This window comes from Vreelandella lionensis (genome assembly GCF_002087295.1).
GTDB classification, from domain to species: domain Bacteria; phylum Pseudomonadota; class Gammaproteobacteria; order Pseudomonadales; family Halomonadaceae; genus Vreelandella; species Vreelandella lionensis.
In genome coordinates this window covers 21989-35091 of the sequence record NZ_MWVI01000024.1, presented here as the reverse complement: position 1 = coordinate 35091, position 13103 = coordinate 21989, and the positions used below count along the sequence as shown (strand labels likewise).

Annotated in this window: 11 protein-coding genes and 1 pseudogene; 2 read left to right on the top strand and 10 right to left on the bottom strand. The window is 55.6% G+C overall.

Annotated features, from left to right (window positions below; genetic code table 11):
• The 8 genes and pseudogenes from B4967_RS03310 to B4967_RS03275 form a co-directional block, all read right to left on the bottom strand.
• A complete protein-coding gene (locus B4967_RS03310) occupies nt 1–978 on the bottom strand; it encodes an alpha-ketoacid dehydrogenase subunit beta (RefSeq protein ID WP_083023546.1) in 978 nt (325 codons plus the stop codon).
• A 1-nt stretch (nt 979) separates the two neighbouring features.
• Nucleotides 980–2182, bottom strand: a complete 1203-nt coding sequence (locus B4967_RS03305) for a thiamine pyrophosphate-dependent dehydrogenase E1 component subunit alpha (RefSeq protein WP_083023544.1) — start codon at nt 2180–2182, stop codon at nt 980–982.
• A gap of 152 nt (nt 2183–2334) precedes the next feature.
• A pseudogene (locus tag B4967_RS03300) lies at nt 2335–3110 on the bottom strand (ABC transporter permease).
• The gene (locus tag B4967_RS03295) at nt 3100–4065 is read right to left on the bottom strand and encodes an ABC transporter ATP-binding protein (RefSeq protein ID WP_083023542.1); all 966 of its coding nucleotides are present in this window, start codon (nt 4063–4065) and stop codon (nt 3100–3102) included. The pseudogene B4967_RS03300 and the gene B4967_RS03295 overlap by 11 nt, the downstream one beginning before the upstream one ends.
• Entirely contained in the window at nt 4062–5261 is a 1200-nt protein-coding gene (locus B4967_RS03290; protein ID WP_083023541.1) for an ABC transporter permease, read from the bottom strand. The genes B4967_RS03295 and B4967_RS03290 overlap by 4 nt, the downstream gene beginning before the upstream one ends.
• Nucleotides 5262–5264: 3 nt before the next feature.
• A complete protein-coding gene (gene osmF / locus B4967_RS03285; protein WP_392567156.1) occupies nt 5265–6164 on the bottom strand; it encodes a glycine betaine ABC transporter substrate-binding protein OsmF in 900 nt (299 codons plus the stop codon).
• A gap of 128 nt (nt 6165–6292) precedes the next feature.
• Nucleotides 6293–7678, bottom strand: coding sequence for a cysteine--tRNA ligase (cysS, locus tag B4967_RS03280; protein WP_083023539.1), 1386 nt, complete (start codon nt 7676–7678; stop codon nt 6293–6295).
• A gap of 11 nt (nt 7679–7689) precedes the next feature.
• Nucleotides 7690–9369, bottom strand: a complete 1680-nt coding sequence (locus tag B4967_RS03275) for a glutamine--tRNA ligase/YqeY domain fusion protein (protein WP_083023537.1) — start codon at nt 9367–9369, stop codon at nt 7690–7692.
• Nucleotides 9370–9525: 156 nt separating this feature from the next.
• Here B4967_RS03275 and B4967_RS03270 point away from each other — a divergent pair, with 156 nt between their 5' ends.
• On the top strand, nt 9526–10026 hold the full coding sequence (locus B4967_RS03270; RefSeq protein WP_083023535.1) for a peptidylprolyl isomerase: 501 nt from the start codon (nt 9526–9528) through the stop codon (nt 10024–10026).
• A 14-nt stretch (nt 10027–10040) separates the two neighbouring features.
• A complete protein-coding gene (locus B4967_RS03265) occupies nt 10041–10811 on the top strand; it encodes a UDP-2,3-diacylglucosamine diphosphatase (RefSeq protein WP_083023534.1) in 771 nt (256 codons plus the stop codon).
• Between the two features lie 79 nt (nt 10812–10890).
• On the opposite strand, the gene B4967_RS03260 is transcribed toward B4967_RS03265, so the two are convergent.
• The gene (locus tag B4967_RS03260) at nt 10891–12708 is read right to left on the bottom strand and encodes a SurA N-terminal domain-containing protein (protein WP_083023532.1); all 1818 of its coding nucleotides are present in this window, start codon (nt 12706–12708) and stop codon (nt 10891–10893) included.
• A 111-nt stretch (nt 12709–12819) separates the two neighbouring features.
• Nucleotides 12820–13092 (bottom strand): HU family DNA-binding protein, encoded by a 273-nt coding sequence (locus tag B4967_RS03255; protein WP_083023530.1) that lies wholly within the window; start codon nt 13090–13092, stop codon nt 12820–12822.
• Nucleotides 13093–13103 lie beyond the last annotated feature (11 nt).

The window sequence follows — 13103 nt, the reverse complement described above, 5'->3', positions numbered from 1 at the left end:
CTAAAAGTTCACACTTTCGCGAATCGCTTCAAAAATTTTCAGGTGGTCGGGCAAGTACTCTTTCTCCAGCACAAGCGGGAAAGGCGTATCCAGCCCGGTAACCCGAGTAATCGGCGATTCCAGATAGAGAAAACAGCGCTCTTGTATCGTTGCAGCAATTTCACCGGCAAAGCCGCCGGTGAGCGGCGCTTCATGGCTAACAATCATACGGCCGGTTTTGAATACCGACTCTGCCACGGTATCCACATCCCAGGGCAACAGCGAGCGCAGGTCGATGACCTCGCAGGCAATGCCCTGCTCTTCGGCAAGCTCGGCGGCTTTACTGATCACTTCCATCTGCGCACCCCAGCCCACCAGGGTAATATCGGTGCCCTCTTTGATCACTTCTGCTTCACCAATTGGCAGTTGGTAATCTTCATCGGGCACTTCACCTACGGCGGCACGATAGAGCCGTTTTGGCTCTAAAAACAGCACGGGGTCGGGGTCACGAATCGCCGCCAGCAGCAGCCCTTTGGCTTGATAGGGGTTGCGCGGCACCACCACTTTTAAGCCCGGCGTGTGGGTAAAGTACGCCTCAGGAGATTGCGAGTGGTATAAGCCCACGGAAATGCCGCCGCCATAGGGTGTGCGAATGGTGAGCCCGCCTACGTTGAAGAGATCCCCAGAGCGGTAGCGGAATTTGGCGGTCTCGTTAACGATCTGATCAAATGCGGGGAAGATATAATCCGCAAACTGGATTTCAGCGACGGGTACAGAGCCTTGTGCGGCCAAGCCGTTCGCAAAGCCAATGATGCCCTGCTCCACCAGCGGCGTATTAAAGCAGCGCGCTTTGCCGTACTTTTCTTGTAAATGGCTGGTGGCTCGGAAAACACCGCCAAAAATACCCACGTCTTCACCAAAACAGATGACTTTCTCATCTTCCGCCATGGCGATATCCAGCGCGTTGTTAATCGCCTGGAGCATATTCATCGTCGCCATATTACGCCTCTCTTTGGGTATCAGTGGCTGACGAAAGCGTCAGATCTAGCGATTTTGCGCCGCGCGGGTAGGCATCTGGGTAGCGGCGAATATGGCGCTTCAACTGATCCAGCTGGTGCTGTAGCGCAGGTGTCACATCGGCATAAACATCGCTGATTAACGACTCCAGCGGCGGCGGCGGGCGTTTTTCGGCGCGCTTCATGGTTTCCAGCACTTCACGGCGCAGGCTCTCCTGCTGGGCAGCTTCCTCTTCATCGCTCCACCAGTCTTTCTTAGCCAGCCAGCGCTGCATACGCAGCAGCGGATCTTTCACGCGCCACGCTTCCTCTTCGCTCTTAGCGCGATAGCCCGACGGGTCATCCGAAGATGAGTGGGCAGCCAACCGGTAGGACATGGCTTCAATCAGCACCGGCTGGTTCTGCTCAACGGCGATTTTTCGCGCTTGGCGGGTCGCTTCATACACCGCTAGGGCGTCGTTACCATCCACGCGAATCACGTGCATATGGTAGCCAAAGGCACGGGGAGCAATGCCGTCAGCGGCAAACTGTTCTGTGGAGGGAGTAGAAATAGCGTAGCCGTTGTTGCGGCAGAAAAAGATCACCGGCACCTGATGCACCGAGGCCATGTTCAACGCGGCGTGGAAGTCCCCTTCTGAGGCTGCGCCTTCGCCAAAAAAGGTCAGCGTACAGTGGCCTTCACCGGCCAGCTTTTGGCCATAGGCGTACCCGGTGGCTTGCGGAATCTGAGTCGCTAGCGGGGAAGAGATGGTCATGTAGTGCAGCTTGCGAGAGCCGTAATGAATCGGCATTTGGCGGCCTTTGCCGTAATCAAGCTCGTTGCCAAACAGCTGATTCATAAACTCATCGATTGAGAAGCCGCGATACATCAAGGCGCCTTGTTCGCGGTACTGGGCCATGATCATATCGGCGTCATCTAGTGCTGCAGCCGCACCCACCACGGCGGCTTCTTCACCGGTGCACTGCATATAGAAACTCAGCCGCCCTTGGCGTTGGGCAGCCATCATGCGCTCATCAAGAATACGAGTGGCTAACATGGCTTGATACAGCCTACGAGCGTGCTCTCGGGTGAGCGAAGGCTCTTCGCCACCCGGATACAGCTCGCCATCCGGATTGAGTAGACTGAACGTCTCGATCAAGAATTCATCACCGGTCATGAAGGCCGGCTGGTGTACGTACTGAGTCATCATTATTGTCCTTGTTTTTACCCCTTTTGAGGGCAGTGTTGTCGGTCATGACCTTTTATGCCAGTGGATTTATCTGACACGGATCAACGCAACACTTGGACAGTAACTCAGTGCAAGCCGTTTAGGGATTCAACTTAAGACGCAGAGAGCACTTAAGAAGCAGAGAGGCGTTGGCGAAGCCGCTGTTGATAGACGTTAAAGGCGCTATCCACGCTCAGCGCCAGCAGTGCAATCAGCAGCGCGCCTTGTAGCACGTAGGCCATGTTGCCATTAACGATACCTGCGATAATGGGGTCTCCCAGATTACTGGCCCCGACAGTGGCACCGAGTGCCGCAGTGGCAATATTAATAGTCACCGAAGTACGCACCCCTGCCAGAATCACCGGGGCTGCCAGGGGCAACTCCACGTGACTCAGCACCTGCCAAGGCGTCATGCCCATCGCCTGGGCCGCCTCTTTGATGGTCGCGTCAACATCGTTAATGCCCGCCAGCGTATTGCGTACGATTGGCAGCAGCCCGTAGAGCATCAGCGCAACAATAATAGGCAGCGTACCAAAGCCCAGAACGGGCACCGCCAGCGCCAGCACCGCTACCGGAGGGAACGTTTGCCCTAAAGAGGCCAACTGCCCCACCAGAGGCAAAAATCCCGCCCTCGCTCGCGGGTAACGGCAATACCTGCCGCCACACCAACCGCAATGGTGACCACTGCCGCCACGGCAACGACTAACACATGGCGGCCCAGCAGCTCGTAAAACGCCGCGCGATCATAGACGACTTGCCGGGCGTCAGGCTCTACCCAGCGAAACAGGCCCTCTAGGAGCGGCATGCCGACGATGCACATCGCCAGTAGCGCGACCCAAATAAGCGGCAGAAACCATTGAATGCTCGGTGCGTTCGGCAGGCTGACGGTGGCAGAATTACGCGTCACGTTGGCTCACCTTATCCAACTGCGCCTCTTTAACGATGCGGCGCAGCGAAAGCTCCCCTATTGGCACATCGCCTTGATCCACCACGGTTAAGCGGTCGCAGTGGTCCCGCAGCATCATGGAAAGCGCTTGGCGCAGCGAGAAATCGGCGGGAATTCGAGATTGTGCCGGCCAAGAAGGCCCAAGCGATGTCATGTGATCTTTTACGCGCGTTAACGCTGCCTGCTTCAACCCCCGCTCAAGCCCACCGAGCAGGGATTCCACAAACGGATCAGCGGGCTGCTGAAGCAGTGCCAGCGGTGTGCCCTGCTGGACAATACGGCCATCACGCATGACGACCAAATGGTCGGCTAGCTTCAGCGCTTCATCCATATCGTGGGTCACGAACACAATGGTTTTGTGTAGCCGTGCCTGTAGCTTGGCCAGCTCATCCTGGAGCTTTTCCCGGGTAATTGGGTCCAGTGCGCCAAAGGGCTCATCCATCAGTAGTATATCGGGGTCTGCGGCTAAGGCGCGGGCCACCCCTACTCGCTGCGCTTGGCCACCTGAGAGCTGATGCGGATATTTATGCGCAAACTCGCCCACTGGCAGGCCAAGTACGCCCATCAGTTCCTCTACACGTGTGTTAATTTCTGTAGCGGGCCATTTCAGCAATCGAGGCACTAAGCCAATATTGCGCGCGACGTTCCAGTGGGGAAACAGCCCGGTACTCTGGATCACATAGCCGATTCGCCGACGTAGTTTTACTGGGTCGTACTGTTCTATCGCCTGGCCATCAAGGAAGATGTCACCACTGGAGTGTTCAATCAGGCGGTTGATCATGCGCAGGGTGGTAGATTTACCACACCCAGAGGTACCGACCAACGCACAGAACTTTCCTTTTGCGATCCGCAGCGTGATGTCTTCCACCGCGATATCGTCACCAAACTGTTTTGAAACATGGGAAAGCTCTATCATTCCTGTCCTCCGGGACGCAGCGCATCTGCCAACGCCCCTAATCCTGCGTCCACTATCAGTGCCAAGATCAGAATGGGCATTGCGCCCAGTAGCACCATATCCATGGCGGCTTGACCCAGCCCTTGAAAAATAAACGTTCCTAGACCGCCAGCACCAATCAGTGCCGCCACTGCCGTTAGCCCAATCGCCTGTACAGCCGTAATGCGCACGCCTTCTAACAGTACGGGAAGCGCCAATGGAAAACGCACCTGCCAAAAACGCTGCCCGGTACGCATACCCATGGCTTTAGCGGCCTGGAGCGTCTCAGCGCTGACCTCTTCCAGAGCAATGTAGGTATTACGCACCATGGGCAGCAGGCTATAAGCAATTAACGCAATCAGCGCTGGAGCATTGCCGATACCGCTGACACCCAACGCTGCCAGCGGGGGTACGTTAGCCGCCAGCCAAGCGAGCGGCGCTAGCAGTAGCCCAAACAGCGCCAAACTTGGGATGGTTTGTAAAAAGTTCAGCAGTGTAAACGCGATTTTTTGCAGGCGCTGATAGCGGCGCATCAGCATCGCTAACAGCATTCCCAGCACCACGCTAACGCCCACGGCTGTGCCCACCAAGGCAATATGTTGACCAATGGCCTGATAAAACTGCCCTTCTCGGGCCTGGAACTCTTGCACGAGGGCAAGACGATCTAGCCACAGCGCGGCACATCCCCACCAAGCAATGCCCACGCCTGCCAGCAGCAGCGTGGGCCACCAGCGGGATAACCCTAAGCGTAGGCGTAGCTCCACCAAACACAGCAACAGTACGAACAGCACGGTCCAGTAGGCTGCGCCAATGCCGAGTCGTGCCTGGGGTAACGAGGGGTCGACCAACCAGTGGCCTGCCACCATTAAGCCAAACGGCATCAACAGCAAGGTGAGTATGATGATGCCCAGCATCGCCCGGTAGTGCCTTGAGGTAGGCACAGACGACAACGCCGCCATGGCGATAAAGAGCAGTGATACCAGTGCCGCGCCCGGCCAGCTAATGGCGTCTACCATGCCAAAAGCCGTGCCGGAAACAATGCGATTAGGAGCAACACTGACAAAGCTTAACAACCAAGCGGCAGCCAGCATGGCACCGCTTAGGCACAACAGCACAACATTCGGGTGCCATGGGCGTCGTTTAAACGATGGCGAAGGCAAGGCGTCGATTAACGACATTCATTAGTCATCCAGGCTGTCTAGGTAGTCACTGGCGACCTGATCCGGCGAGAAGCCATTCACCGCGACATCTGCGTTGAGCTCTTGCAACGTCACTAGGTCTAACGTGGAAAATACCTCATTAAGCAGCGCCTCCATCTCCGGATAGGCATTCAACACCTCTTCCCGCACCACGGGCGCTGGCTGATACACCGGCTGAACGCCTTTAGAGTCTTCGAGCACGACGAGGCCTAAAGCGCTTAAACCACCGTCGGTCCCGTAGGTCATGGCACCATTGACACCACTGGTTTGCTGAGCCGCTGCACGCATCGTTGCAGCCGTATTGCCACCAGAAAGCACCAGCAGTTGGTCATCGCTTAGCTCAAAACCGTAGGCTTCTTGGAAAGCAGGTAACGCCTGGGCGGATTCCACAAACTCGGCGCTAGCGGCAAATTTGAATTCCCCGCCGTCGGCAAGATAAGCAGCTAAATCATCCAACGTGGTTAAGTCATTGGCTTCGGCCACATCCTGACGAATGCTCATAGCCCATGTGTTATTGGCACTTGCTGGTTGAAGCCAAATTAAGCCCTGTTCCGCATCACGCTCACGAACAGTTTGGTAGGCGTCTTCAGCGCTGTTCCATACCGGGCTATCGGTCATATCAAAGAAGAAAGCACCGTTGCCGGTGTATTCGGGATAAAGATCAACCTCTCCCGCCTGCAACGCGCTGCGTACCACGCTGGTACCACCAAGCTGCAGGCGATCTTCCGTGGGAATACCGTTGCGCTCCAGCGTCTGAATAATCAACTCGCCTAGCACCGAGCCTTCGGTATCGATTTTAGAAGAGACCACGACGGGGTCGTTGGCACTGGCCGTGGAGAGCGTGGCCATAGAAATAGCTACCGTTGATAAACCGGCAACCATGGCAGGTGTGAACAATGAGCGCATGGAGTCGTCCTTTTCAATGAGCTTCTGGGGCGTATCGTTCAGTATAAGAGCCTGCTGCGTTGAAGTCAGACGCCGCAGTAACGACGCCTGACTGTTTATCACGATTAAGGCGCTTCGATCACCCAGGTGGTTCCTTCCCGAGAGTCTTTGAGAATGATACCAAGCGCTGCCAACTCATCACGAATAGCATCAGCGCGGGCAAAATCCTTACTTCCTTTCGCCGCTTGTCGCTCGGCGATTTTTGCTTCGATCTCTTCTTCGCTCAGCGCTACCTGCTGCTGGGCACCTTTCAGGAACGTTTGTGGCGTTTGCTGCAGTAGTCCCAGCACACCGGCCAAACGCTTTAATTCACCAGCCAAACGTGGTGCCTCTGCTGGCTGATCACTTTTCGCACGGTTAAGATCGCGGGCCAAATCGAACAGCGAGGCCAAAGCGATGGGCGTGTTGAAGTCGTCGTCCATTGCCGCGGTAAAGCGCTCCGCAGCATCGCTGGCGGCTGCCTGCTCGTCGGCGTTTACTCCTTCTAACGCCGTATACAACCGCGTTAGCGATTTGCGCGCTTCGACCAGCGAATCGACCGAGTAGTTAATAGCGCTACGATAGTGGCTTGCCACCAACAGGTAGCGCACCACTTCTGGGTCGTGCTCGGCTAGTACGTCGCGGATGGTGAAGAAATTGCCCAACGACTTGGACATCTTCTCTTGGTTGACGCGAACGGCTCCAGCATGCATCCAGGTATTGACGTAGGTTTTACCTGTCGCCGCTTCCGATTGGGCAATCTCGTTTTCATGATGGGGAAAGGTCAAATCCGGCCCACCGCCATGAATATCGAAGGTATCGCCCAAGCAGCAGGTCGACATCGCGGAGCACTCGATGTGCCAACCCGGTCGCCCGTCTCCCCAGGGGGAGTGCCAGTGGGCTTCACCGGGCTTGGCCGCTTTCCACAGCACGAAATCCAGCGGGTCTTCTTTGTGCACATCCACGTCGACCCGTGCACCAGAGCGCATGTCATCCAACTGACGGTTATTCAATTTGCCGTAGTCGGCGAATTTACGCACTCGGTAATAAACGTCACCATTGGCCGCTGCGTAGGCAAAGCCTTTTTCGATTAGCGTTTCGATCATGGCGACGATATCACCAATATGCCCCGTAGCACGGGGCTCCTGGCTGGGCGGCAGCACGTTCAGGCGCGCCTCATCCTCATGCATCGCAGCAATCATGCGCTCGGTGAGCGCGCTGATGGTTTCGCCGTTCTCCTCGGCCCGCTTGAGGATCTTATCGTCGATATCCGTGATATTACGCACGTAGGTCACGTCATATCCACGGTGGCGCAGATAGCGGGTAATCACGTCAAAGGCCACCATCACCCTGGCGTGGCCAAGGTGACAGTAGTCATACACCGTCATGCCGCAAACGTACATGCTGACCTTGCCAGCAACCAGTGGGCTAAAAGGCTCTTTGCGGCGTGTCAGCGTATTGTAAATGTGCATATGACGTTTCCTTAACCCTTCTGTTTGATTTTCGCCCAGCTATCTTTCAGACCGACGGTACGGTTAAACACGAGGTGCTCAGCAGTAGAGGCGTGACGATCGGCGCAGAAGTAACCTACTCGCTCGAATTGGAAGCGATCTTCTGGAGCTGCACTGGCTAAGCTTGGCTCGCCGATGGCTTCACATACCACCAGCGACTCGGGGTTCAGGTGCTCCAGGAAGTCGACATCCTTATCGCGGTCCGGCTGCTCGACCATAAACAGGTTGTCGTACAGGCGGACTTCCATCGGTACACCATGGGCAGCGCTGACCCAGTGAATCACGCCTTTCACCTTGCGGCCTTCCGGGTTTTTACCCAGGGTGTCGAAGTCCACGGAGCAGCGCAGCTCAACAATCTCACCTGCATCGTCTTTGATCACTTCATCACAGCGAATTACGTAGCTGTTGCGCAGACGCACTTCTTTGCCCGGTGCTAGGCGGAAGAATTTCTTCGGCGCGTCTTCCATAAAGTCGTCTTGCTCGATGTAGAGCTCACGACCAAAAGGAACTTTACGCATCGGCATGTCTTCACGCGCCGGGTGGCCTGGCACCTCGTAGACCTCTTCGTGGTCTGCCGGCACGTTGGTCAGCACTACTTTCAGCGGCTTCATCACGCACATGGCGCGGGGTGCGTTATCTTCCAGATCTGAGCGGATGGCGTGGGTCAGCATGGCGATATCCACCAAACCGCCATCGGAACGGGTGACACCAATCATCTCGCAGAATTTGCGAATGGACGCGGCGGTATAGCCACGACGACGCATACCGGAGATGGTCGGCATCCGTGGGTCGTCCCACCCATCAACAATCTGCTCATCTACCAGCAGCTTCAGCTTGCGCTTAGACGTTAAGGTGTAGTCGAGATTGAGGCGCGCAAACTCAATCTGACGGGGCTTCGCGGGCACCGGCAGATTATTTAAGAACCACTCATACAGCGGGCGGTGGTCTTCAAACTCCAACGTGCAGATGGAGTGGGTGATGCCCTCAATGGCATCCGACTGGCCGTGGGTAAAATCGTACGAGGGGTAGATTTTCCACTTATCGCCCGTTTGGTGGTGATGAGCATGGCGAATCCGGTACAGGATCGGATCTCGCAAATTAATGTTGGGCGACGCCATATCAATTTTGGCACGCAGTACTTTTTCGCCTTCACCAAACTCGCCGTTACGCATCCGCTCTAGAAGATCAAGATTCTCTTCAGCGCTGCGCTCGCGGTAGGGGCTCGGCTTGCCAGGTTCGGTGAGCGTACCCCGATACTCGCGGATCTCATCCGGAGACAGGTCATCCACATAGGCTTTGCCTTCACGGATCAGGTGCTGCGCCCAGGCGTAAAGATGGTCGAAGTAGTCGGAGGCAAAACGTACCGGGCCTGCCCACTCAAAGCCCAACCAGCTAACGTCTTCTTTGATGGCGTCAATGTACGCCTGCTCTTCTTTTGCTGGGTTGGTGTCGTCAAAGCGCAGATGACACTCACCACCTAACTGCTCTGCCAACCCGAAGTTCAGACAAATCGACTTGGCGTGGCCGATGTGCAAAAAGCCGTTGGGCTCGGGGGGAAAGCGCGTCACAATTTTGGTGACCTGGCCGCCCGCTATCTCGTCGCGTACTTGGTTGCGAATGAAGTTCGGCGCTGGGGTGGTCTCGTTGGTCATGGTGGTGTTGATAACCTCATGGTGGATGGCGTGCTGGGCAAACGTTGCGAATGCAATCTGGGTTTGCGCTTCGCGGTGCCGAGCAAAACCGCTATTATAACGTGACGCCGATGCACAGCGCCAAGGCGAACGCCTTTATTGAACAGGAATTTATCTATGATCGTATTACAGACGAACCACGGTGACATCACCATTGCGCTTAATCATGAAAAAGCCCCGGCTACCGCGGCGAATTTCGAACAGTACGTGCGCGACGGTTTTTACGACGGCACGCTGTTTCACCGGGTCATTGATGGCTTCATGGTTCAGGGCGGCGGCTTCGATCAGGATTTCAACCAGAAAGCCACCCGCGACCCGATTGAAAACGAAGCGGACAACGGCTTGCAGAATACGGTCGGCACGCTGGCCATGGCCCGCACCCAAGACCCTCACTCCGCCACCGCACAGTTCTTCATCAACGTTGGCAACAATAGCTTCCTGAACCACAGCGGCAAAAGCTTGCAGGGCTGGGGCTACGCGGTGTTTGGTGAAGTGGTTGAAGGCATGGATGTGGTTAACGCCATTAAAGGCGTCAGCACCACGCGCCGTGGTATGCATGCCGACGTTCCCGCGGAAGATGTCATCATCGAGCGCGCTTACGTGAAGGAAGCGGAATAACCGTTGGGAGCTTTATGCGTACTCTGCTAGTAGCTGATATGCATCTAAGTCACGACACCCCTGAGATTAATCAGGGGTTTTACCGTTACTTGGAACATACCGCCGAAGGGGCGGACGCGCTCTACATTTTGGGCGATCTTTTTGATGCCTGGATTGGCGACGACCTGCTGGATACTCCTCATCCGTTAAGCGCGGTTGCTCATGAGGTGATTAAACGGCTGCGCACGTTAAGCGACGCGGGTACGGCTGTATATTTCATTCACGGCAACCGAGACTTTTTGCTGGGCGAGCGTTTCATTAATGGCTGCCAAGCCACGCTGCTACCAGAAAGCGAGCAGGTAGAGCTGCAAGGCGTACCCGCCGTCATTTTGCATGGCGACAGCCTGTGCACCAAAGACGAGGCCTACATGGCATTTCGGGCTCAGTCACGCAGTGAACAGTGGCAGTCCCAGATTCTTGCGCTGCCGTTAGAGCAGCGGCTGGAACTCGCCAAGAGCCTGCGCATGCAGTCGGGTGATGCCAATGCCGGGAAAGCAGAGGACATCATGGATGTCACTCAGGAAGAAGTCGTTGCGCTGATGCAGCGCCACGGTGTGTCGACCATGATTCATGGTCATACCCATCGTCCGAAAGTGCACGACCTAACGGTGGAAGACGTGCCCGCCAAACGCTTTGTGTTAGGCGATTGGGATAGCGAGCACGGCTGGGATATTGTGATTGAAAGCTCCAACGATCGCCATGCGGAGCCAGTTTTACGCCAGTTTCCGCTAAACGCTCCGCCCTAAACAATGCTCTTTAAGCATTAAAAAAGCCGATCGAAAATTGATCGGCTTTTTCTTGGCTGCAGGTAGAGATAAATAACCTTTAGCGTTCAATCTCCGCGTCGCTACGCAGGTCATCCATCAACCCTTGGATAACCGACTGAGCGCGCAGTTGCTCGGCCATCTGAGCGACAAACGATGTCATCTGCTCATTCACCTCGCCAATAGAGACGCTATCCAACGCGACGACGGCCACACCTTGGGGCATATTCACGGCACGATAGACGCTTTCGCCCTCTTCAGGGCGCGGCATGCGAAACACTTCACCCACCAGCGCCTGAGGCAGCGTACTGTCAGACTGGCGAGAGATGTTATTGGCTTCCAGCCACTCCAGCTCAACGGCATCGCCCGCACGGAGCGAGGCGATCAATTCTGCTGCCTGCTCCTGAAGTGCTTCTTGGCGCTGCTGAGCAGCAACAGCCTGCTCTACTTCATCGCGCACTTCATCTAGGGGCAGAACAGTCGCATCACGATGCTCGGCGACACGAAGCACTAAGCGGCGGTCGTTGTCTAGCTCAATCACTTCGCTGTTGTAGCCCTCTTCCAGCACGTCTGCGCTGAAGGCTTCTTCCAACACGCCTGGCTCAGAAAGCACACCATCCCCTTCACCACGAGCCAGCCAGTCCGTTTGGTTGAGTGTCAGGCCTAAGTCATCGGCTACGCTCTTAAGATCATCTGCGGCAAAGCTTTCATCAATCAGGCGCTGCACCTGCTCATTGAACTCATCGTTAACGTCGCGCAGAGCCACTTCTTGGGCAAGCGCATCGCGTTGCTCTTCAAACGACGGACCTGCCAGCTCAGTCACTTGAAGAATATGGAAAGCACCGTCCATTTCCACCAGTTGTGAGGTTTCCCCTACGCCTAATGAAAAAGCCGCTTCATCGAACGCATCGCCAAAGAAGCCACGACTGATGACGCCAAGGTCACCGCCATCTTCAGCACTGGCAGTATCATTAGAGTAACGCGCAGCGGTGTCAGCAAAGCTATCACCGTCATTGAGGGAATTGAGTGCCTCATTCGCCACTACCTCGGCTTCTTCGCGGCTACGCTCGTCACCAAAGGTCACCATGATATGAGATACCCGACGGTCAGCGCTTTGATTCTGCTCATGCCAAGCATCTCGAAGCGCCTGCTCATCCACCTGGACATCTTCCGCCATGGCTTGGCGGTCAATTAAAACGTACTCAACACGCACCTGCTCTGGGCGCTCGAAGCGAGCCTCGTTAGCGTCGTAGTACGTCTGCATTTGCGCTTCTGTTACATTGATATCGACGTCAGCATCATCTGCATTCAACATGAAATAGCGGAAATCACGCTGCTGGCGTTGTAACTCGGCTAAGCGCTCTTCTTCGCTGGGGAGGCTGAAATCGCTAAACGCGAGACCCTGCTGCAGGTGCTGACGTTTAATATCAACCCGTAGCTCTTCGCGGAATGACAGCGGCGTATAGCCCGCACCGGCTAGGCGATTACGGAAGATCTCAGCAGAGAAGCGGCCATCCTGATCATGAAACTCAGGCAAGCTGACAATCATTTGATCCAACTGAGCGTCGGAAACAAAAAAACCGCCCTCTTCAGCGTACTGGGTCAATAGTGATTGAGTAATGAGTTGATCGAGCATGTCATTGCGCAAAGCGCGCTCTTGCTCGGGAGGAACTTGGCCAGAACGCAGCGCGCGCTGCACTTCTAGCTCAACTTGCTGGCGCATAATGGGTTCGCCATTAACGCTGGCGACTTCATTGGGGTCACTACCGAACACGCTAAACAGCGACTCCACGCCAAACAGTGCCATGGCAGCCACCATGAGCCCTATAATTATCTTGGCACCCCAGCTTCTGGAGCCATCTCGTATACTTTGCAGCATGCTAGCCTCAGATCATCAAAGCCATCTATTGCCCAAACCATCGGGCCAGAAAAGAACATGGGCGCATCGCGGATGCGATGCGCCCATTAGGTTACAGCAAACGCGAGCCAATTAGTTGACGGCGTCTTTCAGCGCTTTACCGGCTTTAAAGCTGGGCACTTTTGCTGCGCTGATTTCGATTGGCTGACCCGTTTGGGGGTTGCGACCAGTACGCGCAGCACGCTCTTTAATAGCGAAGGTACCAAAACCTACCAGAGAAACACTCTCGCCTTTTTTGAGGCTATCGGTGGCAGACTCCACCATGGCATCCAATGCGCGGGTTGCCGCTGCTTTAGGAATATCTGCAGACGCGGCAATAGCTTCAATCAGCTCGGACTTATTCACCCTTCACCCCT